Consider the following 26,685-nt stretch of genomic DNA (forward strand, 5'->3'; position numbering starts at 1 on the left):
ATGAAGAGAAAAATATCACCAGCACTAATTTACTTTTTTGGAGCTTTTGGAGGGTTTATGTTTGGGTATGATATCGGGATAATTAACGGTGCTTTACCTGGAATTAAGACAACATGGAATATTGATCCATGGTTAGAAGGGTTAATTACTTCCGGATTATTTGCAGGAGCTATGATTGGAGCTTCGCTAATGGCTTCATTAGCAGATCGCTTTGGTCGCCGTAAGATGATTATGTGGAGTGCAATTGTATTTGCAATTGGTGCCATAGGTTCTGGTATTTCTAATAGTACAAGTTTTTTGATTGCTTCCCGTATTGTTTTAGGAGTAGCTGTAGGAGGAGCTTCAGCTTTGGTTCCAATGTATATGGGAGAAATTAGTCCTGCTGAGACACGTGGAAAGCTATCTGGTTTAAATCAGTTAATGATAACTGTAGGAATGCTTATTGCATATGGTGTAAATTATGCATTTGTACATGTATTTGAGGGATGGAGATGGATGCTTGGTGGTGCCATGGTTCCAGCTGCGATATTATTATTCGGAGCTTTCTTATTACCAGAATCACCACGATTCTTGGTTAGAATTGGTAAAAACGAATTAGCACGACAAGTATTACTAGCATTACGTTCTTCTGAGGAAGCAGAAAGTGAATATAAGGAAATTATTAATGTAAACCACTCTGATTCAGGTTCATTTAAAGATTTGTTTGGAAAAAGAGCTCTACCTGCCGTAGTTGCAGGCTGTGGTTTAACACTATTACAACAAATTCAAGGAGCTAATACAATTTTTTATTACTCATCACAAATTTTAGAGAAGGTTTTTGGTTCATCAATAGCTGGAGTTATCAGCACAGTTGGTATTGGTATTGTATTTGTATTAGCAACAATTGTAACTCTACTAATTGTAGATAAATTCAAACGCCGTAGTTTATTCATGTCAGGATCTATTGGTATGGGAACATGTTTATTATTGGTAGGATTAATTTATCCTGCGGCACAAAGCAATCATGCATGGGCAACTTGGACTGTATTTTTCTTCATCTGCTTATATGTTATATTTTATGCATACTCTTGGGCTGCTGTTACTTGGATTGTAGTTGGAGAATTATTTCCAAGTCATGTTAGAGGACTTGCAACTGGAATTGCGTCAACAGTTAATTGGTTCGGAAATATTTTAGTAGCACTATTCTTCCCAATATTGCTTGAGACAGTGGGATTGTCTGTAATATTCTTTGGTTTTGCTGCAATTTGCGTAATAGGATTTTTATTTGCAAAATATGTCCTTTATGAAACAAAAGGAAAATCATTGGAAGAAATTGAAAAGTACCTATATGATCGTTCTATTGGAAAAGTTGTTGGGTTAATGGAATCTTAAATAATATGTAGGTATACGAATTGCAGAACATTGAAATAATTTATTTCAATCTTTTGGATAAATATTGATACATTTTTATAATAAATATTCTTATTAGGTTTTATAATTTAAGAATTGCATATAGATAAAACTCCAATATATTCTAGTAGTAGAATTTATATTGGAGTTTTTCTTTTTCTACATCTTAAATAGAGTTAGCTTAAATGGAAACAATTAAGAAAGGAAAATGTAGTAAAATGAATAAAAGCCATAAAGAACTAAGAAAAAACTGAAATTATATAAAGCAACTTAAATAAATAGCCTAAGAAATTTATTACTTAGTTAGATATTGCTTATGGAAGTAAATATAAAAAAAACTGTTAATGATAGCAAAATTAATATATAATTAGGTGAAAGTATAAACTAAATAATAAAAAACTTAATATTTATATAGATTAGAATTGAATGAAAAGATGGGTGAATATAATGGAAGCTAGAATAATAGTGGACAGTTGTGTAGATTTTAATTATGAAGTCTTCGGAAATGAAGAGTATATGGAAAGAATACCCTTTAAAATTATAATTGATGATGAGGAAATAATTGATAAAGATTTAGATAGAACTGTACTGCTTGAAAAAATGAAAAATAGTAAAAATAAAATAGGAACTGCTTGTCCATCACCGAATGATTTTCTAGAAGCGTTAAAAAAATCTAAAGACAATTTTATTGTTACTATTTCGGGAAAACTTAGCGGCTCATACAACAGTGCTATTTTAGCTAAAGAAATGTTATTAGAGGAATTTCCAGAGAGCTTTGTGCATGTTTTTGATTGTAAAACAGCGGTTTCAGGGGCTGATTTAGTTGTTTTAAAAATAAAACAATTGATTGAAGAAAAAGTTCAAAATAAGCGCATTGTAGAAGAGGTCACAGAGTATATACATGGTATGAAAACGTTGTTTGTATTAGAAAAGTTAGATAATTTGGTCAAGAATGGAAGGATAAGCAGCATGAAAGCTTTAATGGGTTCATTACTGCAAGTTATTCCAATTATGACTGCTTTAGATGGAGAAATTACTCTTAAAGAACAGGTAAGAGGAAAGAAAAAGGCTTTTAATAGACTGGTTGATATGATTGGTGAAGAAAGTATAGATTTTAAAAATAAAATTCTCGGAATAGGGCATATAAACGCAAAGGAAAAGGCAGAGAAACTTAAGGAAGCAATAAAGAGTAAATACAATTTCAAAGATATTATTGTTTTTGAAGGTGGAGGTTTAAGTACAGTCTATGCTGATGATGGAGGAATTGTAATCTGCTATTAATCATAGGAGAACATTTCTACAATAGATATATATGGTATCCTTGTGCCTTTTTTGGCACAAGGATTTATTTTTTCAAAGCTTGATATAAACAATATTTGTGTTAAAATAAAATTGTAGTCTGACTTTAATGGGAAGCCAAAGAAGAAAGACTTCTAAATGGTAATCGTTCTGAGATACATGAGGGTTCGGCCCAAATGGCAAGGCGGTATTATAGATATAGAGATATATGCTATCCTTGCGTCTTTTTTGGCACAAGGATTTATTTTTTCTATAGCATAATTTATCTGATGCTTAGCAACTGTAACACTCCCATCTTATATCAAAGTGGTAGATAACAGTGGCGCGGCCCTAGATAAGTTCAACTAACTTTCAGTTGGAGATTAAAACTCCCTCTGAAGCCAAGTTTCACTTTATATGAAAAGATAGGTAATTTCTTCTTGAAAGGGATAAAAGATATGGAAACAAGAATTGCATTGATAGGAATTATAGTGGAAGATATGAATTCAACAGACAAACTTAATAGCATCTTACATGAATATTCACAGTATATGGTTGGAAGAATGGGCATACCTTACCGTCAAAAAAATGTCGGTATAATAAGCGTAGTTATAGATGCCACAAATGATATTATAAGTTCATTGTCAGGTAAGCTTGGTATGATTGAAGGCATAAGTGTAAAAACAATGTATTCTAAAACTGCAAAATAAAACTGTTTTTGCCCAAATTGAATCATAAAATTTTAAATCAGAGCGTGTTACACAACAAAAAATTCAATTAAAGAAAGAAGCGTTGATTGATGTATAATGTTAAATCAAAAGTAGCAACAGAATTTATCGATGAAGAAGAGATATTAGAAAGTCTCGAGTATGCAAAGAAAAATAAGAATAATAGAGAACTTATTAATCAAATTTTAGAAAAAGCTAAAGATTGCAAAGGGCTTTCCCATAGAGAAGCGATAGTTTTACTTGAATGTGAATTAGAAGATGAAAATGAAAAAATGTACAAGTTAGCTAAAGAAATTAAGCAGAAATTTTACGGGAATAGAATAGTAATGTTTGCACCATTATATCTTTCTAATTATTGTGTTAATGGATGTACTTATTGTCCATATCATTATAAAAATAAACATATAGCAAGAAAAAAACTTACTCAAGAGGATATTAAAAGAGAAGTTATTGCACTCCAAGACATGGGGCACAAGAGACTCGCTCTAGAAACTGGGGAAGATCCAGTAAATAATCCAATTGAATACGTACTAGAAAGTATAAAGACAATTTATAGCATAAAGCATAAAAATGGCGCTATTAGAAGAGCTAATGTGAATATTGCAGCTACTACTGTTGATAATTATAGAAAACTAAAGGAAGCAGGAATAGGAACATATATATTATTCCAAGAAACATATAATAAAAAAGCATATGAAGAACTTCATCCAACAGGACCAAAACACGACTATGCTTACCATACAGAAGCTATGGACAGAGCTATGGAAGGCGGAATTGATGATGTTGGAATGGGAGTATTATTTGGATTGAATATGTACAAATATGATTTTGTTGGACTTCTTATGCATGCAGAACATTTAGAAGCAGCAATGGGAGTTGGACCACATACAATAAGTGTACCAAGAATAAGACCAGCTGATGATATTAATCCGGAAGAATTTAGTAATGCAATTTCAGATGATATATTTGCAAAGATAGTTGCAGTGCTTAGAATTTCAGTTCCATATACAGGTCTTATTGTTTCAACAAGAGAATCTCAAAAATCAAGAGAGAAGGTACTTGAACTTGGAGTTTCTCAAATAAGTGGAGGATCATCCACAAGTGTTGGAGGATATGCAGAAAGAGAAAAAGAAGAAGACAATTCAGCACAATTTGATGTAAGTGATAATAGAACTTTAGATGAGATCGTAAACTGGTTACTTGAAAGGGGACACATACCAAGTTTCTGTACTGCATGTTATAGAGAAGGAAGAACTGGAGATAGATTTATGAGCCTTGTTAAGTCCGGACAGATAGCAAATTGCTGTCAGCCTAATGCTCTTATGACTTTAAAAGAATATTTAGAAGACTATGCATCTGCTGACACAAAAGAAAAAGGCGAAGAAGCAATCAAAAATGAAATTCCAAGAATACCTAATGAAAAAGTGAGAAAAGTTGTATTAGAACATCTTGAAGATTTACATGAAGGAAAACGTGATTTTAGATTCTAATCGATAATTAATTGACTTATCCAAAGCATATATTTTGCAAGGATAAGTCTATTTTTATTTGTACGAAACTATAGATTCTCTAAGGTTAAGAAAATTCATGTAATGAAATTGATAGCATTTTAGAAAATATTTCCTAAGAATTTCGATAATTTTGTGAAGAATTTCATATGGAGATTAAATTATAAAGCCTATATAATTAGGAATGTAAACGAGTAACAAAAAACAAATCTTTATTCTAAGGCATATAAAGAAATAATAGATAAAGATGTTATATCTATCTTTTGATTGTGCCGAAGTATACTTAAAGAATGTGGAGGGGTATAAATGAAAAGGTTTAAAAAATTATTACCAATCGTTATGTCAGTAGTTATGGTGGCTGCCACAATGGCAGGCTGTGGATCAAGCAGTAATTCAGGAAGTGCTGGAGGAGATAAGAAATCAGACTCTAAATCTTCAGATGTTTTAATTGGTTCAGCTATATATAAATTTGATGATACTTTTATGACAGGCGTTCGTACAGCTATGGAAGCTCAAGCTAAGGATAAGGGTGCAACTATTGAGTTAGTGGATTCTCAAAATAAGCAGCCTACACAAAACGAACAAGTAGATACCTTTATTACAAAAGGTGTAAACGCTTTAGCAATAAATCCGGTTGATAGTACATCTGCAGGCCCAATTATTGAAAAAGCAAAGGCTAAGAATCTTCCAATAGTATTTTTAAATCGTCAACCATCAGATGCTGATATGAAGACTTATGATAAAGCATGGTATGTAGGTGCACATGCAGAACAATCTGGAACCATGTCAGGTGAATTAATAGCTGACTATTTCAAGGCACATCCAGAAGCTGATAAAAATAAGGATGGAGTAGTGCAATATGTAATGCTACAAGGAGAACCAGGACATCAAGATGCAACTCTTCGTACACAATATTCTGTAAAGGCTATAGAAGATGCTGGACTTAAAACAGAAAAGCTTGCTGCAGATACAGCAATGTGGGATAAAGCAAAAGCAACTGACCTTATGAAAGCATTTATTACAGGACAAGGTATTGATAAAATAGAAGCAGTTCTTTGTAACAATGATGATATGGCTCTTGGTGCAATAGAAGCGTTAAAGGCAGAAGGATATAATAAAGGAGATGCTAGCAAGTATATTCCAGTAGTTGGAGTAGATGCAACAGCACCAGCATTACAAGCTATGAAGGAAGGTTCTCTTCTTGGAACAGTATTAAATGATGCAGCAAACCAAGGTAAAGCAACTGTAAACATTGCTTTAGCAGCTGCTCAAGGTAAAGAAATCAATAAAGATAACATTGGTTATGATGTAACAGATGGAAAATATATATGGATAAACTATGTAAAGGTTACTCAAGACAATTATAAAGATTATATGAAATAAGGCACAATCAAAAAAATAACAAGTCCATTTGTCAGCATATTTTATATCATGCTGTAGCGGCAAATCGACCTGATAGTCCCACTGTGATGGCAATTTATCTTCTTGCCTGATGAAAATACTCATGATAACTTTGGACTTGTTATTTATCTTCATGTGCCTAAAACTTATAAAGTTAAGAATTAAGAGTTATGAGTTTGGGATAAAGTCCTCATAGGGATTTTATAAAGGATATTTTAAAAGCTATGGGCTTTTATTCCTTGACTCCTAACTCTTAACTCATAACTTAAATAGGGATACGTGGTAAAGTCCTCATCCCAGAATTGTTATTTATAAAAGGAGGATGGTTTTAATGGGTGAATATGTACTGGAGATGAATAATATAACAAAAGTTTTTCCAGGCGTAAAAGCACTAGATAACGTAACACTCAAAGTCCGCAAGGGAAGCGTTCATGCACTAATGGGAGAGAATGGTGCAGGAAAGTCAACCTTAATGAAGTGTCTTTTTGGTATTTATCATGAAGATGGTGGCGAAATTATACTAGATGGAAAGAAAATGGAGATAAATACTTCAAAGCAAGCATTGGATTTAGGCGTATCAATGATCCATCAAGAATTACACCCAATTCGTTTCCGTCCAGTTATGGAAAACATTTGGCTTGGCAGATTTCCAATGAGAGGAATTGCAGTTGATAGAAAAACCATGATTAAAAAGACACAAGAATTGTTTGATGAAATTGAGTTAGATATTAATCCAGAAATATTGGCAGGAAAACTCTCAGCCTCTAATCTTCAATTAGTTGAGATAGCAAAGGCTGTTAGCTATAATTCAAAAATTATCATTATGGATGAGCCAACTTCATCCTTAACAGAAAATGAAACTAAGCATTTATTTAAAATAATAAAACAGCTTCAAAATAAGGGATGTGCAATTATATATATATCCCACAAGATGGAGGAAATTCTTAAAATATCAGATGAAGTAACAATTATGAGAGATGGTCAGTATGTAGGAACTTGGGATGCAAAGGACCTTACAACAGATTTAATAATAAAGCGTATGGTTGGACGTGATATGACTAATAGATTTCCACCAAGAACATATAAACCAACAAAAGAGGTGGTTTTAAGAGTACAGGATTATTCATCTCCGCTACCTAAATCCTTTAAAAACGTAAGTTTCGAATTGTACAAAGGCGAGATTTTGGGAATAGGCGGACTTGTTGGTGCACAACGTACAGAATTAGTAGAAGCTTTGTTTGGACTTCGTGAAGTAGAATCTGGAAGGATAGAGAAAGATGGAAAGGAGATTAAAATTAAAACTCCAAGAGATGCGAAAGAGAGTGGCTTTGCACTTTTAACTGAGGAAAGGCGTGCTAGTGGAATTTTTGGTATTCTTTCTGTATTAGATAATACTGTAATTGCAAGTCAAAAGAAATATTCTAAAGCTGGTGTATTACAAGATTCTAGCAGATATGAAGCTGCTAAAAGGTCAAATAATGAACTTAAAACTAAAACTCCAAGCTTAGAACAATTAATTCAAAACCTTTCGGGAGGAAACCAACAAAAGGTTTTAATTGCCCGCTGGCTTCTTACAAATCCAGATATTCTTATATTGGACGAGCCTACAAGAGGAATTGATGTTGGTGCTAAGTATGAAATTTACACCATAATGCATGAATTGGTTAAGCAAGGTAAATCAATCATTATGATATCTTCTGAAATGCCAGAATTGCTTGGAATGTCAGATAGAATAATGGTTATGTGTGAAGGTAAGGTTACTGGAATTTTAGAGCAAAGCGAAGCTGATTCTGTAAAGGTTATGAATTTAGCTACAAAATTTATGCAATAAGGCATATCTCCTCTGTAAATAAATCTAATAATAAATGGACTTTTATAGGAGAAAGAAAGTGAGGTATATAATATGAGTGGAGAAAAGATAATTTCACGAAAAGAATTCGGAAAAATATTTTTAGGTATAGGTGTTCTTTTTGTGGTTTTAGGAATTGTTTTTAAATTTATTCTAAATCCAAGGGTTTTTTATGATTTACCAATTTATATTATGGGAGTTGGTATAGCAGTACTTATCTTTGGAGGCAAGCAATATATAGATAAGAAAAATGCGGATATGGATGTTGTTTTTTCAGCAAAAACTGTTAAGAACTTTTTGACAGATAATGCTATCATTTTAGCACTATTAATACTAGTTATTGTAATCATGGTAATTCAGCCAAGGTTCATGCAGTACGCTGTATTTCTTGATATATTAACACAATCATCAACAAAAATGATTGTTGCCCTTGGAGTTTGTTTTACATTACTTATTGCTGGTACTGACTTATCAGCAGGTCGTATGGTTGGACTTGCAGCAGTAATATCTACTTCAATGCTTCAAAATCCAGACTATGCTAATAGGTTTTTCCCAGGATTACCGCAGATAGCAGTTATTATTCCTATAATACTAGCTGTACTTGCCTGCGCTTTATTTGGAGTATTCAATGGATTTTTAGTAGCAAAATATGACATGCATCCATTTATAGCTACCTTGGCATCGCAAGTTATAGTTTATGGTGCAACTTCTTTGTATTTTGATATGCCACCTAATAAATCACAACCAATTGGTGGTATTAGACCGGATTTTATAGCTTTAGGACAGACAAAACTATTTCAAATAGGAAGTTTCCCAGGAATATCAATTCTAGTTCCAATTGCTGTAGTATTTATTATTCTAGTTTGGTTCATCTTGAATAAGACTGTATTTGGTAAGAATGTATATGCAATCGGAGGTAATCGTGAAGCAGCTATAGTTTCAGGTGTTAATGTATTTGCAACTATAATGGGAATATTTATCTTCGCAGCACTTTTATATGGTGTTGGAGGTGTATTAGAGGCAGCTAGAACAGCTGGTGCAACCAATAATTATGGTAATGGTTACGAACTTGATGCAATTGCGGCCTGCGTTGTTGGTGGTGTTTCACTAAATGGTGGTGTTGGTAAAGTAGGAGGAATAGTAAGCGGTGTTTTAATATTTACTGTTATTCAGTATGGATTACAATTTATCGCTGTAAGTCCTATGTGGCAGCAAGTTATTAAAGGTATTATAATTGCCGTTGCTGTTGCTATCGATATGGCAAAGTATAGAAGAAAATAGAAATTAAATAAGGAAAGTGTATAATACAGGTAAATCTTTTAATGTAATATAAAAGATTTACCTGTATTTTTGTTACAAAGAAGGTTGTGGAAAAAATTTGTAATGCTACTGGTAATAATTAAGTTCTTAATGTATAATAATATCTGAATCTTATGAAATGTTTGAATAATTTAGTTCATCTATTGGAGGTAATTAAATGAGTTTATATAAAATCATGATTGTAGATGATGAGGAAGAAATAAGACTCGGTATTATAAAAAAGATTGATTGGAATGAAAACGGATTCATGGTGGTTGGAGATGCAGAAAATGGACAGGAAGCACTTGAAAAAGCTGAAAAGCTTCAGCCAGATGTCATAATGACTGATATTAAGATGCCATTTATGGATGGACTAGAATTAGGGGAAAAACTTGTAGAATTAATGCCATCTACGAAAATAATAGTATTTTCAGGATATGATGACTTTGAATATGCTCATAAAGCAATCAAAATAAATGTAGTTGAATATGTTTTAAAACCAATTAACTCAATCGAACTAATTGAAGTTTTAAAAAGGCTTAAGGAACAGTTAGATAGGGAATATAGTGAAAAGAGAAATTTAGAAAATTTATATAAATACTACGTGAAAAGTCTTCCGGTAATCAGAGAACAATTCTTAGTAGGAGCTATAGAGGGAAAGATAACTGAAGAAAAATGGAAAGAACAAGCAGAAGATTTAAGTATAGACTTTAACTATAAATATGTAAATGTAGCACTAATTCATGCGGATGGTACTTTAAAATTAAATGAGGGTAGCGATGAATTAATTGAAAAAGAAACAAGTCTGGTACCAATATCCATAAAAAATATAGTAGATGAAACCTTATATAAATATTGTAAGTTTGTAAGCTTTCTTTATTCTGATACGGTTGTAGTTATAGGAAATTTTCAAGAAGAGGAAGATATATTATCTTTTATAAAAGGAATAAATGAGGTTTGTAAGGTATATGAACGTATTATGAATTTAACAATATCAGCCGGAATAGGTTATACTTACCCTAGCTTTTCAGAAATAAGCTCTTCATATAGAACTGCGCGAAATGCACTAGATTATAGATTTATACTTGGTACGGGTAAAGCAATTTATATTGATGATGTAGAACCAGATAATTCTATCCAGCTTAGATTTGATGAAGAAGAGGAACGTGCAATGTTAAATTCAATAAAAATATCTACAGAAGATGAAATTGCGAAAACAATAGAAAATTTATTTAAGAAAGTAGAAGATTTACTTTTGCCATTTAACCAATATAGAATTTATATTATGGAAATGATGACATCTTTATTAAAACTTGTACAAACTTATAAGCTAGAAATGAATGATATCTTTGGAGGAGACTTTAATTGTTATAGCTATTTGGATTCTTTTGATTCTATACACGAAGTAAAAGAATGGCTAATACAAAAGGCTGTCAAGGTAAACGTTTCTATAAAAAAGGAACGTATAAATTCATCAATGTTACTTATTGAAAAAGCAAAAGAGTATATTGGAGAAAATTATAGTGACTGTGATATTTCTGTGGAGAAACTATGCTCTGAATTACACGTTAGTCCTACATATTTCTCTACAATTTTTAAAAGAGAGACAGGCATGAATTTTGTTAATTATTTAACATCAGTGCGCTTAGAAGAAGCTGTGAAACTTTTAAATACTACTGATTATAAAACATATATGATAGCAGATAAGGTTGGATATCCAGAAGCAAATTATTTTAGTTATGTTTTTAAAAAAGAGTTTGGAGTATCACCGTCAAAGTACAGAAAGAATTGAGTGAATTATTATGCTTAATTTATTTGAAATGAAAAGGATAATAAAATGGTTTAAAAATGCAAGTATACAATATATAATATCAGTTTCATTTACAGTAATAGCTGTTGTAGGAATGATAATTGTTGGAGGAGGTCTATATTTACGTTATATAAATTCAACTGAGGAGATGATATCTGAAAATAATAAATCTATCCTTGAACAGGTAAATTTAAATTTAGATAATTATTTAAGAAATATGATGAAGGTATCTGATACAACTTATTATAATGTAATAAAAAAGAAGGATATAGCTACGGATAGTTTGGATAAGGAGATGGATCTGCTCTATGAGACCAACAAAGATTCACTTATAAGCATCTCTGTATTTTCAGAAGATGGTCAAGTTGTTGCGGCATCTCCAGTAGGACAATTGAAAAGTTCAGTTGATCCAAGAGAAAGCGATTGGTTTTCTAAAGCCATGAGTAGAAAAGAAAATTTACATTTCTCAACACCTCATGTACAAAACTTATTTGTAGATTTAGACAATAAATATCATTGGGTTGTGTCCTTAAGCCGTGCAGTAGAATTGACAAGTAACAAAAAAACTACCTTTGGAGTGTTATTAGTAGATATGAACTTTAGTGGTATTGAGCAGATTTGTAAAAATGTAAACATGGGTAAGACTGGGTATGTATACTTAATTGACCGTGAAGGAGAAATAATATATCATCCTAGACAACAATTAATTTATTCAAATTTAATTCAAGAAAATAACCCAAATGAAGCTGCTTATGATGATGGAGATCATATAGAAACCTTTCAGGGAGAAAAGAGACTAGTTACAGTAAAAACTGTTGGTTATACAGGATGGAAGATAATAGGCGTGACCCCGATGGCCGATATAACATCGGATTATTACCAAATGAAAGTTTTTGCAGCATTTATTATGTTTTTTGCTATTTTTATTCTTGTTTTTCTTAATATGTTTGTATCCTCACGTATAGCTAATCCTGTTAAATCGTTAGAGAGGTCTGTAAAAAGACTTGAAAACGGAGAAAAGGATGTAGAAGTTTTAATTAGTGGGTCATATGAAGTGCAGCATTTAGGAAAAGCAATAAAATCTATGGTTAATCAAATGCATCTGCTTATGGATAATATAATGGCTGAGCAGGAATCTAAGAGAAAAAGTGAATTAAACGCACTTCAGGCTCAAATTAATCCACACTTTTTGTATAATACATTAGATTCTATAATATGGATGATAGAAAATGAAAATTATGATGGAGCTATTATTATGGTAACAGCTTTGGCAAGACTATTTAGAATAAGCTTAAGCAAGGGAAAAAATATAATAACGGTAAAAGATGAAATTGAACATGCACGTAACTATTTAACAATTCAAAATATACGTTATAAAAATAAATTTACATATAGCATAGATGTTGATAAAGACGTACTCAATCTCGCAAGCATAAAACTAATAGTTCAACCTCTAATTGAAAATGCTATTTATCATGGCATGGAATTTATGGGGGGAGATGGTGAGATTTTAGTAAGAGCTCATGCCGAGAAAAATGATTTGTTTATTGATGTTGTTGATAATGGTCTTGGTATGCCGCAAGAAGTTGCTGATGCACTTCTAACTAGTGAAAGTAAGATAGAAAAGAAGAGTTCAGGTATTGGACTAAAAAATGTTAATGAACGTATACAATTATATTTTGGAAAAAGGTATGGTCTTGAAATTTATAGTGAACCGGATGAAGGTACTACAATTCGGATTCATATGCCATGCATGGATTATTATGAGCTTAAGAAGAAAGGGGAAGAAGATTAGTGAAAAAAAGAAAAAAAATAATAATTATTATTGCCTTTCTATTATTAATTTCATTTTTTCCACTGCTCTTAAATGATACTCTATGGCATGAAAAAGACAAAAAAATATATAATATATCAATTATAACTAGAGGAAAGAATAGTGAAAGTCTACTGATAATGAAACAGGGAATTGATCAGGCGGCTTCAGAAATGAATGTAAATACAAGTTTTGTTACTTTATCAGAAGATAATAGCATTGATGAACAAAATCAACTAATAGAAAGGGAAATTAAAAATAACGCGGATGCAATAATCATATCACCTGTAGATTTTGAAAAAATGGCTAATCCAATAGAAAATGCAATGAAAAAGGTGCCTGTTATATTATTTGAATCAACTGTTGACTCAAAGCATGTCGAACCAAGTATTTCCTGTGATAATTATAACCTTGGGGTTAACTTAGGAAAAGAAGTAATAAAAAATGGAAAGATGTGCAGTAATATTGCCATTATAAAGAATAATTTAAATTGCAGTAGTATAAAGGAAAGATATGATGGTTTCATGAGTGTTATGGAGAATGCAGAAAATAATTATATTTTTTGGGAACTTAAAGATGAAAAGCAGCAGAATTACTATAATCAAGGAAAGAGCTTGTTGGAAAATAATAATGTTGATGTAGTAGTTACCTTTGATACAGGAATACTAGAAGGTATTTCTGAGGCAAAGAAAGATTTAATAAATACAAACAAAGAGAAGGCATCCATTGAGATTTATGGAGCAGGAAGCACAAGCAAAATAATTTCTTTATTGGAAGATAAAACAATAAAAGCGATTGCCATTCAAAATGAATTTAATGTAGGGTATTTAAGTATAAAATCAGCAGTAAATAGAATTAAAGGTGAAAACATGGACAATAGTAATATTTCTTCAACTGTAGTAAATAGAGAAAATATGTATTCAGAAGAAAACCAAAGGTTATTGTTTCCATTCATTAGATAAATATTTAATATAAATATATTGCGGAGGGATTTATAGTGAGGTTAATTAAAAAATTATCAGGATTCTTAGCAATAATTTCAGTATTTAATGTATTATCAGCATGTGACGCAAATGTAAAGGCAGGAAGTTATAATAACATTAAAGAGATAAAAATTGGTGTGACCTTGTATAGGCAGGATGATGCATTTATCTCCCTAATTGCTCAAAATATTCAAGAAGCCGCAAAAGAAAAGGAAAAAGAAAATGAAGGCAAATATAAAATGAGCATAGATGTTTTGGATGCAAAGGGAAGCTCTATTAATCAAAATAATCAAGTAGATAAATTTGTTGCTCAAAATTACGATGTTATATGTGTAAACTTGGTTGATAGAACTGCAGCATCAACTATTATTGACAAGGCAAAGGCAGCCAATATACCGATTGTTTTCTTTAATCGTGAACCAGTGGAAGAAGATATGGAAAGATGGAATAAATTATATTATGTAGGAGCTAAGGCGGAACAATCAGGGGAAATGCAGGCAGATATTATTATAAATGCTTATAAAGAAAATAGCAGAAATGTAGATAAAAATGGGGATGGAAAGATTCAATATGTGATGCTTGAGGGAGAACCAGGTCATCAGGATGCCTTAATTAGAACTGAATATTGTATTAAAACTATAACTCAAAGTGGAATCGAATTAGAAAAGCTTGCAGATGATACAGCAAATTGGCAAAATGCTCAGGCAACCACAAAAATGACACAATGGATTAAGAATTTTGGTGATAAAATTGAGGTGGTATTCAGTAATAATGATGATATGGCACTTGGAGCTATATACGCATTAGACAATGCTAATGTAAAAAATAGACCTCTAGTAGTTGGTGTTGATGGAATTCCTAAAGCTTTAGAAGCAGTAAAGAATGGAACCATGATTGGAACTATTTATAATGATTCAAAAAAACAGGCAGAGGGCATTTTCAATATTGCATATACATTAGCTACACATGGAAATATCAATTCAGTTGATGGATTAGAAAAGGGACAATATATTAGAACTTCTCATACTGAAGTCACAAGCCAAAATGTAGATTCATTTTTAGAAGGTAAATAATATAACGATTATTTCAGATGCGCGTAAATTTATATTATATACGGAATTGTTAATTGATAAAGTGAAATTATAAATAATGAAAGAATATAATCAAGAATAAGAAAAGCCGTAAAGGCTTTTTTTATTTAATTATATATTGTAAATTAGTAACTGTAAAATGTCTTATTTGTGCTATTAGCATAAATGCTTTTACTAATACGCATAATAAAATTAGCTTTTAATAGATAATGATAATATGGAGGCTAAAATGAAATTATTAAGGAAGATATTAATAGTAACTGTAGTTGTAACATCAATCATTGAGGTATTTTTTTATAGTCCAGCTGCATATGCCCAAGCGGAAACGAATAGACCAGTTAGAGCTAGTGTATTGTTACGTGAACCAGCTGATCCATATAATGCGTTGCTAAAGGAGAATTTGGAGAATATTCAAAATCAAGATAAAGGAAAAATAGAATTTAATTTTTATGATTCTAAAAATAATCAGGCAGAGCAAGACAAGTTACTTAATAATGTACTAGAAGAAGGAAATACAGATCTTATATTAATAAATATAATAGATCCTAAAGAAACACAAAGTATCATTAATAAAATTAAGGTGAAAAACATTCCAGTAGTTTTTTTTAACATAGAAGAACCTAATATGGATGCACTTAGGTCATACAATAAAGCTTATTTTGTTGGAACAAATCCAGAAGAAGCAGGAATGCTTCAAGGGAAAATACTTGTAAGGTTGTGGAATCAAAATAAAGCAGCCATGGATAAAAATCATGATAATATAATGCAATATGTTATTTTAATGGGAAATAAGGATAATTTAGAGGCAATTGGAAGAACTAAGTATTCTGTATCAACAATTAATGATGCAGGAATACAAACTCAGGAACTAGCTTTAAAAGTTTGCAACTGGGATAAAAATCAAGCCATAGTGGCAATGGAACAAGTGTTTCTGCAAAATGGTGATAAAATTGAAGCTATAATTTCTAATAATGATGCAATGGCAATAGGGGCTATTGAAGTATTACAAAAATATGGGTATAACAAAGGAGATGTAAATAAGACCATACCAGTAGTTGGAGTTGATGCTATACCAGAAGCAAGAGAATTAATTAGAAAGGGAGAAATGGCAGGAACAGTTATTCAAGATGCATATGAGATGACAAAAGCAGTCTATGATATTGGAATGAATTTAGTTCATAATAGGCCTCCACTTGAAGGTACAGAATATAAATTTGATAGCACTGGAGTTTCTGTTCGTATTCCTTATAGAGAATATATAGAAAACAATAGTTAGCTTTACAATATTTTAAAGTTAATATAATATTATAATAATAAAATAAAATTACGGAAACTAGATTGAAAAATAAATTTAATGAGGATGTGGGGCTAAATGAGTAAATTAGAAGAAATAATCGAATACAACAGGAGATTTGTTGAAAACAAAGACTATGAACAATATGTAACAACTAAGATACCTAAGAAGAAAATGGCTATATTATCATGTATGGATACTAGATTAACAGAGTTACTACCAAAGGCAATGAACATAAAAAATGGTGATGCAAAAATAATTAAAGATGCAGGGGCAACTGTTATGCATCCATTTGGCGGAGTAATGAGAAGTATATTAGTCGCTGTGTATGAGTTTGGTGCGGAAGATGTTTTTGTAATAGGGCATCATGGCTGCGGAATGAGCAATCTGGATACAAGAAGTCTTGTAGATAAAATGATAAATAGAGGCATAAAACAAGAAACTATATTAACCTTAAATAATGCAGGGATTAATGTTGAAAAATGGCTTCGTGGATTTGAATCAGTTGAGGAGTCAATAAAGGAAAGTGTAAGAATGATAAAAAACCATCCATTATTTCCTAAAGAGGTAAGGGTGCATGGCTTACTTATCAGTCCTGAAACAGGAGAACTTGAAGTTATAATAAACGGAGATAAACAATAACTAGTGACAAATAGTAAGTAATAAATGATAAGCTTTAGGAGGAAACTACAAGGAGAAGGTTCTGCGTCTCCTGTAAAATATTAATTGTGATATTAAGGTTTTTTCTTCCTAAACTTGCCACTCTTAATTTATCATTTATCACTAGCATCTGTTTCTAGTATGTGTTTCCAATATCTTTTTGGCATCATTCTGCGCTGTAATCTAAGATTCTTTCTTTCCTCAATAGTTGTTGCTTTAAAATAAGTTTTCCAAAGTTCTGTATATTCATCATTATGAAGTCTAAGCTTTTCATATATATCTGCAGCCATTTCTATAATTTCATAGGAAAGGGTATCATATATTAAGGCTTTTTCTCTAGAGATATCATGAATAATAAAATACTCCTTAGGGAACCTTTTCTTAAAATGCTCTCCAATAAGCTCTAAAATATCATTGTCAGGTTCTATAGAAGCATATAAGAATTTTTCATCAAGATAATTAAATCTTATAAAACCTTCAAAGTTGTGACATTCAAACATAACCCGTCTGTTTATATCATCAACAAGCCTTATTACATCAATATTAAGAAAACTGTGAACCTCATGCTTAAGCTTAAATGCTATCTTCAAATAATTAAAGATGAGAATGGATTTATCTTTATAATTGCTTAAGTAAGTCATATATATTTTTTTTAATGCAAGAAGATCTATCGTATTTATAATTGCATTTTTGACTTTATTAAATTTAATTTCATCAGTTGTCACTTCAATAATTTCTCCTAGTAAAAGAGGGATATTAGATTCAGATTTACTATAAATAAATTCAGGTGGATTCTTTGAGTAAAAACCATTATATACAGCAGTTAATAACCCTTCAAAAGTATTGTCATAAATGTAAATTAACATAATTAAAATTCTCCGTTTATTGCAGTAATTTTTTCGCCTAAGCTAATAGCATTAACTTTAGGTAATAAAAAATTTGATGATACATTTTTATTGTGGTTAATTGCATTAGAAGAAAAATCATAACCATTAGGAAGGATGATTCCAGAAGGTGTATATGTCTCATCTAACGAGAAGCTGTCAAAAAATGATATCTGATCAGGATTTATATTTGCAGTTTTTGAAATAGACCCTTCTAAAAGTTTATTTTTTATTCTAATATGATCAAATAAAACATTACCATGATATTTACCGTTGCAGGTAATAAAATATTTTGCTCTTTTAAGGGTTATTCTCAGTTTTCTCAAGTCTTCAAAGGTCAAGTTATGAACTCTCCTAATTTTTAAGATTTTTTTAGCAGAAGTCACACCTATACCAGGGATGCGTAATAATTTCTCATAAGGAGCTTTATTAATTTCTACAGGAAATTCATTTAAGTTTGATAAAGCCCAGTAAGTTTTAGGATCAAAATTTAAATCAAAATTGTCATCATCATTTTTTAAAAGTTCTTTTGCCTTAAAGCCATAATATCTAAGAAGCCAATCAGCCTGGTAAAGTCTATGCTCTCTAAGCATAGGTGGATGAGTTATATCTGGAAGCAGTTTGTTATCCTTAATTACAGGAACATAAGCGGAGTAATAAACTCTTTTTAAACTGTACTTGCTATAAAGAGCTTCTGAAAGCTTGAGTATTTTTCCATCATTTTCAGGAGTAGCTCCAACAATTAGCTGAGTACTTTGTCCCCCAGGAACAAAAAGGGGAGTACTCTTTATGTTTTTTTTCATTTCAGTATAATTATTTATGGAATTTTTAATTACGCCCATTGGTTTTAAAATTTTATCTTTACTTTTTTGAGGAGCTAAGAGTTTAAGGCTGTCACTTGAGGGAAGTTCTATATTAACGCTCATTCTATCAACATAGATTCCGGCTTTTTCAATTAAAGCTTCATCAGCACCAGGTATCGCTTTAAGGTGAATATATCCATTAAATTTTTTATCAATACGAAGTTTTTTCACAGTTTTAAGTAATAGTTCCATAGTATAGTTAGGATTATTGATTACAGCAGAGCTTAAAAAAAGTCCTTCTATATAATTACGTTTGTAAAAATTGATAGTAAGCTCACAAACTTCATCAGGAGTAAAACTAACTCTTAAAAAGTCTCTTGAGGCACCATTTATGCAGTATTTGCAGTCGAAAACACAATCATTAGAAAATAATATTTTAAGCAGGGAAATGCAGCGGCCATCAGGGGTGAAGCTATGGCAAATACCACTTTCAGAAGCATTACCTATTCCATTATTAGTATTCTTTCTTTTTGAGCCGGATGAAGAACATGATACATCATATTTAGCTGCATTAGATAAAACTTTTAATTTTTCCATTAGGTCCATTATCTTAACACTCCTTTATAAGTGAGGATTTATAGAACATACATTTGTATAATATTATATACGAATGTATGTTCTAATTCAATAAGTAATTTTAACCTAGATTTTACTTATAATACGCATATTTCTTCATTATTTAGATTTAGTTTTTATAAAATTATTCGATAACATAATTATTGAATATATAGATATATAACTTAGAAATTTGATTTGTATATAAAATAATTATCTATTCTTATTAAATTTTTGTGATTTCGGTAAGCTACCACATAAGTTAAGTTCAAAGCTTGATATCTATAACAAATATTGGAGGGATATATATGATTAATGTTTTCAAGAGAAAAAGTACAGAAAATGAATTTGTTGAAGAAAAACATTTAGATGAAGAAAAAATTCAAACTCAAACAAAAAATACTGATACAATAGAATTTTTAAAGAAAATTAGTGTTCAGATTGAAGATATAATAAATCAACATAATAAAGTTAACAGTGAACATGATGTGCTTGCAGAGTTAGCTGGACAAATTGAAAAGCAAATGAAAATAGTATTAAATTTAACTGAGCAGACTAATAGTTCAACAGATGAGCTGCATAACCAAGGAGAAAATTTGTTAAATGCTACAAAAAATACTGTGGGAAAATCAATTGAAGGTAAAGAGTCAATTGAAGGCATGGTTAAGGTAATTGAAAACCTAGACGTAGAAACGAAAGATACCTATAAAAATATTACTTCTTTAGGTGAAAAACTTAAGGAAATTGGAGAAATAGCTCAATTGATTAGTGGAATAGCATCGCAAACAAATCTTCTTGCGCTTAATGCAGCAATAGAAGCTGCCAGAGCGGGAGAGCAGGGAAAAGGTTTTTCAGTAGTTGCCGATGAAGTTAGAAAATTAGCAGAAATGACTGGTGAAAGCAGTAGTAATATAACTAAGTTAATCAGTGGAATAGATACACAAACAAGAGAGGTATTGAAGAGTGTTGAAAAAAGTACATTAGTAGTGACAGAAGGTGTAACCTCGTCAAAAGGTGCACTTGAAAAGATAGAGGAAGCCTTAAATTCATTTAATAGTGTTGAAGGTGAAGCAGGAAAATTAATTAACACAATTAACTCACAAAAAAATAATGTTGATAAAACATTTAATACAATAAACGAAGTTAATAATATTCTTACAGTAACTAATAATCAAATTACACAACATATTGAAGAAGCAGGAAAAGTAGATAAGAAATTAGAAAAAAGCGTATCGCATATATCTGATTATGTGAGAGGATAATTAATAAACCAAAATCATCTTAATAAAATATCAGTTATATATATTGCAATGTACAGTTTACAATTGTACATTGTAAATTTTTAATAGCAACATATATAGTTACTATAGAATCTAAATTAAATACTTAAACATAAAAACAAGCTTTAATTCTATAAGCTTGTTTTTTTATTCTAATATTAAATAAGTAAGATATAAAAGATTAAATTTTATGATTATATAGAATTTACAGTATCGCGTTCAATTAAAGAATTTATGAGTATTATACGCTTACTTAAAGAATTGTTAGAATCTATTTTTTCTAATAATAAAATGGCTGCATTTGTTCCAAGGAGAAACATATTTTGATCGATGGTAGTCAGTTTGGGTTCTACAAATTTGCTTAAATCTATATTATCAAATCCTATTATAGATAATTTAGCAGGTACTTCTAAATTTAATTTCTTGCAGGCATTAAGAACTCCAACAGCCATAAGGTCATTACATGCAAAAACAGCAGTAGCGGAAGAAGTTTTTAATACATCTATAAAAATATTAAGAGTATTATCAACAGTTTCGCTGCTGTTTCCATTACCTATGTTGATAATATTTTCGGGTTTAAAATTATTTAGTGCTGTCATTGTTTCTTTATATACTTTTTCTTTTATATCGTAAGAGTAACTATCTTTTCCCCTGACAAATAAGATATCTTTATGATTGTTTTCCAAGAGGTGATTTAATGCCATACTTGCTCCCATTGCTTCATCATTGGCAACAGATGAAATATTTGCAGACACTGAATGTCCATTGACAAAGACTATGGGAGTTTGCTTTGATATATTATTATAAAATTTAGATTTAATATTTTCGGTATTTGGATCTATAACAATTATTCCGGATACATTTCTAGATAGTAAATTGTTAATACATGTTTGTTCTTCTTTTTTATCATTTTCGCTGCAAACTAAAACTAGAGATTGGGAATTAAGTTTTAGGATGTTTTGTATACCATTAATAACTTCAGGGAAAAACATATTATTAATACTTGGAACTACAACACCTATAGTAGATGATTTCTGCCTAGTAAGCTCGCGTGCCTGCATGTTAGGAATATATTTTAGTTCTTCTATTACTTCTAAGACTCTTTTTTTAGTTTCTTCTTTTACAGGATAATTCCCATTCATTACTCTAGAAACAGTTGCAACGGATACATTTGCTTTTTTAGCCACATCTGCTATAGTTAATTTCATAATTATTCCACCTCATAATGTATTTTGCTATATTCATAAAATATTAAGTTATATATAGCATATCTGATGTATTACTTTATATGACTTACAAATTTATCAAAAGCAGCAAATCCTTGTTCATTTCTTTTAAATACTCCGGCATGGCATAATACTTCTAAAAATTTAAAACCAACTTCTGATTTTAATATGTCGTAAGCATTGTCAGAAGATATATTAGGATATTTTTTTAGAAGATATTTATACCAATCTGAATGTTTGGATATGGATTCATCAGTCGAAATATCTGCTACCTTATTAATTAATTTATCTTTTAATATATTCAGTTCTATTTTTAATCTTGCAGGAAGAACTGCAAGCCCCATGACTTCTATAAGTCCTATATTTTCTTTTTTTATGTGATGAACTTCGTTATGTGGATGAAAGATACCAAGTGGATGTTCATCACTTGTTCTATTATTTCTAAGCACTAAATCAAGTTCGTATTTACCATTTCTTTTTCTTGAAATAGGAGTTATGGTATTATGAGGTTCATTTTCAGTATGACTTAATATATTTACAGATTCATCAGAATAATTTCTCCAGGAAATTAATATACGGTCTGCTAAATCTAATAATAGATTTTTATTTTTACTAGAAAGTCTAATAACAGACATAGGCCATTTTACTCTGCCTATTTCTACATCATCATATCCTGAAATAGAATAACTTTTTTCTACAGAAGCCTTTTCCATGGCAAAAGTATAGTGTCCGCCTTGATAATGATCATGAGAAAGTATAGAACCGCCAACTATAGGAAGGTCTGCATTAGAACCGGCAAAATAGTGGGGAAGTATGTCTGTAAATATTAATAGGTTTCTAAAAGTATCCCTATTTATCTTCATAGGTATATGGTTATCGTTTAAGATTATGCAATGCTCATTATAATAAGTATAAGGAGAGTATTGCAAGAAATACTTTTGATTCTCTCCAAAGTCTAAAGGGATAATTCTATGAGTTTGCCTGGCAGGATGATTTAAAGTGCCATAAAAGCCCTCATTTTCTTTACATAATAGACATTTTGGATAAGAACTTGATTTAATTAATTTAGCTTTGGCTATATCTCTTGGATCTTTTTCTGGTTTAGACAGATTTATAGTTATATCTAGATCACCATACTCAGTAGGTGCTTTCCAGATAATATTTTTATCAATTCTATCTTTTCTTATGTAATTTGAAGCTATGCTTAAATTATAATAATATTCAGTAGCCCTTTCAGGGGATGAATTATATAATTCATTAAATTTATTTATGACTTCTGAAGGTCTTGGCATTACGCAGTTCATGATTTTTGTGTCAAATAAATCTCTTTCAGTAGTAGTATTTTCTAGTAAATCCTTTTCACAAGCATAATCTAAAATATTTTCTAAAATAGGTGCTGGAGTTTCTAAATTTTCTTCAATATTAATGAATTCAAATTCATTTAAATTTAATGTGCCAAGCAACATATTTGTAGAATAAATCATATCCTCAGCAGTTATAAGTTTTTTATTTAATGCAAAGTTTATAAGTCTGTTTATTTCAAGGTTTATATTTACCATGCTAAAACCTCCCTGATTTTTAGTGATGAATTATAAATAATAAGTTATAAGTTAAAGATGAAATCCCCAACTTGGGGATTTCTTAAAATGTTTTTTGAAAAGCCTGAGGATTTTCTTCCTTAAACTCCTAACTTATAATTCATAACTAGTATTTATTATCTGTCTTCAAAGCCATTTGGATGAGTTTTGTGCCATCCCCAGGCGGTACTTATTACATCTTTAACATCTGTATATTTAGGGTTCCAGCCTAATATTTTCTTTGCTTTTTCATTTGAAGCAATTAATCTTGCTGGATCTCCAGCTCTTCTGTCACCTATAATGACTTTAATTTCTTCATTAGTAGCTTCTTTCGCTGAATCTATCATTTCTTTTACGCTAAAGCCAACTCCATTACCTAAGTTAAAAATATTACTTTCATTACCCTTTAGTAAATAATCAACAGCTTTTATGTGTGCATCTGCTAAATCAAGTACATGAATGTAATCTCTAATGCATGTTCCGTCTGGAGTATCGTAATCTTCTCCAAAAACAGTGATGGCCTCTCTCTTTTTTAGAGGAACTTGAAGAATTAATGGTATTAGGTGGCTTTCAGGAGAGTGATCCTCACCAATGCTTCCATCTTCTATCGCACCAGCTGCGTTAAAATATCTTAAAGAGACAAAAGTTATTCCATGAGCCTTATTAACCCATTTCATCATCTTTTCCATAGTAAGTTTTGTTTCACCATAAGTGTTAGTAGGATGTGTTTCATCGTCTTCAAGTATAGGAATTTTCTTAGGTTCTCCATATACAGCTGCAGTTGAAGAGAATACAATATGCTTAATATCGTGTTTTACCATGCTTTCAAGTAAAATTTGCATACCATATACATTATTATTGAAATATAATAATGGTTTTTCCATACTTTCTCCAACTAGGGAATTAGCAGCAAAATGTATTATAGCCTCAATATTATTTTCAGAAAAAACCTTATCTAAAAATTCAGAATCTCTTATATCACCTTTGTAAAATTTTGCTTTTGAATTTACGGCTTTGATATGACCAGATTGTAGGTTATCAACTACAATTACATCTTTATTTTGTTTTATAAGTTCATGTACTGTATGTGAACCTATATATCCAGCTCCGCCACAAACTAAAATTGACATATTAACATCTCCTCTATTCTTAAAAATATATGCTCTAAAAAGCTAATTCATCTAAATTTACACTATATTGTAATAATTATCAACAGTATAACTTTAAAAATGAGAAGTTTAATAAATTTAGAGCATATATATTATGATAAACCTCTTTTGTTACAATTCAACGTATAGAGTATAAATTTTTCATGGGCCTAAATTAATTTTCTCGCACCATCTGAGATACTAACAACATAGAAACTTGGTTCATAGCCTATTTTATCAGTATATTCCTTTGTAACTTTTTCAATAAAAGAATCGATGCAGTTTTCTTGCACTATATTGACTGTACAGCCGCCAAAACCTGCACCAGTCATACGAGCACCTATTACACCTTCTGTTTTCCAAGCTAAAGAAACTAAAGTATCTAATTCTACACCAGTAACTTCATAATCATCTCTCAAGGAAACATGAGAATCATTCATAAGTTTTCCGAATAATGATAAATTATTTTTTTCTAGGGCTTCTACTGCTTTTAATGTTCTTCTATTTTCATAAACTGCATGCTTGGCTCTCTTTATTTTTATTGGATCAGAAATGCAATTTTTTATTTGATCAAATTCTTCTTCTGTAAGCTCACCAAGGGAAGTTATATTTTTGATTTTTTGAATTTCTGCTAGGGCAGTTTCACACTCACTTCGTCTTTCATTATATTTTGAATCAGCTAATCCACGTTTTTTGTTAGTATTAGCGATTACTATTTTATAGCCGTCCATATTTATATTACTGTAAGAATAATTTAGTGTGTTGCAATCTAGAAGAATGGCACAATTATCTTTTCCCATTCCAACAGCAAATTGATCCATTATTCCACAATTCACACCTATAAATTTATTTTCGGCTTCTTGACACATTTTAACTATATCCACCATATCAATGTTTAAGTTAAATAGGTCATTTAATATAGCTCCCATTAATACTTCGATTGAAGCAGAGGAAGATAAACCAGAACCATTTGGAATATTACCATAGAAAAGTATTTCAAAACCAGCAGGAATATTAAATCCATGATTTTCAAAAGTTTTAATTACTCCTTTAGGATAATTAGCCCAATCATGTTGTTTGTCATAAATCATATTTTCTAAACTAAATTCTATAATTCCTAACTCTTTAAAGTTTAAAGAACTAACTAATACATTCTTATCATCTCTTTTTCTTACCAGAGCATAAGTTCCAATAGTAAGAGCACATGGGAATACATGACCTCCATTATAATCAGTGTGTTCACCAATTAAATTAACTCTTCCTGGCGAAAAGAAAACATTTTCATTTTCCTTATTAAATAGTTCAATAAAATTATTTTTTAACACATTAATATTTTCCATACTTTATTCCTCCTTTATAATTCTATAGTAACCGCTTACTATAAAAAAGTAAATAGTTATGAAAAAATTTTTTATAATTAATTTCCAAATATAAAATAAAGTGACTAATCTATTAGGAAACAACAGGTTTTAAGCGACCTAGCTTATATACTAAGTATATATAGTAATCAGTTTCTATATTGCACTTTAATTTTAATCTATATATTAGTTCTACATAGATATCTAACTTTAAACTTAGGCTCATGTAGTAGCTTACCGAAATCACATACATTCTTATTCCACAGGGCTTGAGAAACTTTCGCTGAAAGTTGTAAATGTGAGTATGCACCCATTTCGAAACAAGTTGGTGACAAACAGCAAATAGAACAAGCTCACATTAAGAACTTTTATGGGCGAGACGTATGAAGAAAATAAATCTTGTCTATTATATTTCTTAGTCATTAAGTTGATATCTCCACTAGAAATTATAAATATTTTTGTGAAGAAAACATTTGAAAATGAGCTGTTAAAGGTTCTTAGTTGTAGGTTGTTCCACATTAGCTTGTCAAACTAAAAGTTGGAGCATGCTAATGTGGATGCAACCTGCAACTTAGAACCTTCAGCGATGTTTTCATAGTTTTTCGGAATAAAAATATTTATAATTTCGGTTAGCTATAACATAAGTCTAAGTCCAAACATGTTTACCTATAAATCCAAATAGGCAGCTTAA

The 26,685-nt window shown here is 30.7% G+C and carries 20 protein-coding genes; 14 read left to right on the forward strand and 6 right to left on the reverse strand.

The features are described 5' to 3' along the window. The 13 genes from CDLVIII_RS06110 (at position 1) to CDLVIII_RS06170 (ending at position 17,085) form a co-directional block, all read left to right on the forward strand. Complete coding sequence (locus CDLVIII_RS06110) at positions 1-1,371, forward strand: sugar porter family MFS transporter (RefSeq protein WP_009168560.1); 1,371 nt, start codon at positions 1-3, stop codon at positions 1,369-1,371. A 465-nt stretch (positions 1,372-1,836) separates the two neighbouring features. Continuing rightward, positions 1,837-2,670: a DegV family protein gene (locus CDLVIII_RS06115; RefSeq protein ID WP_035301683.1), complete on the forward strand. Its 834-nt coding sequence runs from the start codon at positions 1,837-1,839 to the stop codon at positions 2,668-2,670. Between the two features lie 455 nt (positions 2,671-3,125). Then, positions 3,126-3,377: a TM1266 family iron-only hydrogenase system putative regulator gene (locus tag CDLVIII_RS06120; protein ID WP_009168562.1), complete on the forward strand. Its 252-nt coding sequence runs from the start codon at positions 3,126-3,128 to the stop codon at positions 3,375-3,377. Between the two features lie 89 nt (positions 3,378-3,466). Next, positions 3,467-4,885 (forward strand): [FeFe] hydrogenase H-cluster radical SAM maturase HydG, encoded by a 1,419-nt coding sequence (gene hydG / locus CDLVIII_RS06125; protein ID WP_009168563.1) that lies wholly within the window; start codon positions 3,467-3,469, stop codon positions 4,883-4,885. Between the two features lie 324 nt (positions 4,886-5,209). Beyond that, complete coding sequence (locus tag CDLVIII_RS06130; RefSeq protein WP_009168564.1) at positions 5,210-6,286, forward strand: galactose ABC transporter substrate-binding protein; 1,077 nt, start codon at positions 5,210-5,212, stop codon at positions 6,284-6,286. A 349-nt stretch (positions 6,287-6,635) separates the two neighbouring features. Beyond that, positions 6,636-8,135: a sugar ABC transporter ATP-binding protein gene (locus CDLVIII_RS06135; RefSeq protein ID WP_009168565.1), complete on the forward strand. Its 1,500-nt coding sequence runs from the start codon at positions 6,636-6,638 to the stop codon at positions 8,133-8,135. A 72-nt stretch (positions 8,136-8,207) separates the two neighbouring features. Then, complete coding sequence (gene mglC, locus CDLVIII_RS06140; protein WP_009168566.1) at positions 8,208-9,434, forward strand: galactose/methyl galactoside ABC transporter permease MglC; 1,227 nt, start codon at positions 8,208-8,210, stop codon at positions 9,432-9,434. Positions 9,435-9,630: 196 nt separating this feature from the next. Further along, entirely contained in the window at positions 9,631-11,244 is a 1,614-nt protein-coding gene (locus CDLVIII_RS06145) for a response regulator (RefSeq protein WP_009168567.1), read from the forward strand. Between the two features lie 10 nt (positions 11,245-11,254). Further along, complete coding sequence (locus tag CDLVIII_RS06150; protein WP_009168568.1) at positions 11,255-13,057, forward strand: sensor histidine kinase; 1,803 nt, start codon at positions 11,255-11,257, stop codon at positions 13,055-13,057. Then, the gene (locus tag CDLVIII_RS06155; RefSeq protein ID WP_009168569.1) at positions 13,057-14,037 is read left to right on the forward strand and encodes a substrate-binding domain-containing protein; all 981 of its coding nucleotides are present in this window, start codon (positions 13,057-13,059) and stop codon (positions 14,035-14,037) included. The genes CDLVIII_RS06150 and CDLVIII_RS06155 overlap by 1 nt, the downstream gene beginning before the upstream one ends. A gap of 35 nt (positions 14,038-14,072) precedes the next feature. Then, a complete protein-coding gene (locus tag CDLVIII_RS06160) occupies positions 14,073-15,131 on the forward strand; it encodes a galactose ABC transporter substrate-binding protein (RefSeq protein ID WP_009168570.1) in 1,059 nt (352 codons plus the stop codon). 247 nt (positions 15,132-15,378) lie between these two features. Then, positions 15,379-16,425 carry a galactose ABC transporter substrate-binding protein gene (locus CDLVIII_RS06165; protein ID WP_009168571.1) on the forward strand — a complete coding sequence of 349 codons (1,047 nt, stop codon included), beginning with the start codon at positions 15,379-15,381 and terminating at the stop codon, positions 16,423-16,425. A 96-nt stretch (positions 16,426-16,521) separates the two neighbouring features. Further along, the gene (locus CDLVIII_RS06170) at positions 16,522-17,085 is read left to right on the forward strand and encodes a carbonic anhydrase (protein WP_009168572.1); all 564 of its coding nucleotides are present in this window, start codon (positions 16,522-16,524) and stop codon (positions 17,083-17,085) included. 131 nt (positions 17,086-17,216) lie between these two features. On the opposite strand, the gene CDLVIII_RS06175 is transcribed toward CDLVIII_RS06170, so the two are convergent. After that, entirely contained in the window at positions 17,217-17,969 is a 753-nt protein-coding gene (locus CDLVIII_RS06175) for a TIGR03915 family putative DNA repair protein (protein WP_009168573.1), read from the reverse strand. Between the two features lie 2 nt (positions 17,970-17,971). Further along, positions 17,972-19,396, reverse strand: coding sequence for a putative DNA modification/repair radical SAM protein (locus CDLVIII_RS06180; protein ID WP_009168574.1), 1,425 nt, complete (start codon positions 19,394-19,396; stop codon positions 17,972-17,974). Positions 19,397-19,713: 317 nt separating this feature from the next. Here CDLVIII_RS06180 and CDLVIII_RS06185 point away from each other — a divergent pair, with 317 nt between their 5' ends. Then, positions 19,714-20,667: a methyl-accepting chemotaxis protein gene (locus tag CDLVIII_RS06185; RefSeq protein WP_009168575.1), complete on the forward strand. Its 954-nt coding sequence runs from the start codon at positions 19,714-19,716 to the stop codon at positions 20,665-20,667. Positions 20,668-20,879: 212 nt separating this feature from the next. On the opposite strand, the gene CDLVIII_RS06190 is transcribed toward CDLVIII_RS06185, so the two are convergent. The 4 genes from CDLVIII_RS06190 to CDLVIII_RS06205 form a co-directional block, all read right to left on the reverse strand. Continuing rightward, a complete protein-coding gene (locus tag CDLVIII_RS06190) occupies positions 20,880-21,893 on the reverse strand; it encodes a LacI family DNA-binding transcriptional regulator (protein ID WP_009168576.1) in 1,014 nt (337 codons plus the stop codon). A gap of 71 nt (positions 21,894-21,964) precedes the next feature. Further along, the gene (gene galT, locus CDLVIII_RS06195) at positions 21,965-23,470 is read right to left on the reverse strand and encodes a UDP-glucose--hexose-1-phosphate uridylyltransferase (protein ID WP_009168577.1); all 1,506 of its coding nucleotides are present in this window, start codon (positions 23,468-23,470) and stop codon (positions 21,965-21,967) included. A gap of 155 nt (positions 23,471-23,625) precedes the next feature. Further along, positions 23,626-24,618: a UDP-glucose 4-epimerase GalE gene (gene galE, locus CDLVIII_RS06200; protein ID WP_009168578.1), complete on the reverse strand. Its 993-nt coding sequence runs from the start codon at positions 24,616-24,618 to the stop codon at positions 23,626-23,628. A 188-nt stretch (positions 24,619-24,806) separates the two neighbouring features. Next, positions 24,807-25,976 carry a galactokinase gene (locus CDLVIII_RS06205; protein ID WP_009168579.1) on the reverse strand — a complete coding sequence of 390 codons (1,170 nt, stop codon included), beginning with the start codon at positions 25,974-25,976 and terminating at the stop codon, positions 24,807-24,809. Positions 25,977-26,685 lie beyond the last annotated feature (709 nt).

The organism is Clostridium sp. DL-VIII, from assembly GCF_000230835.1.
Classification (GTDB): domain Bacteria; phylum Bacillota; class Clostridia; order Clostridiales; family Clostridiaceae; genus Clostridium.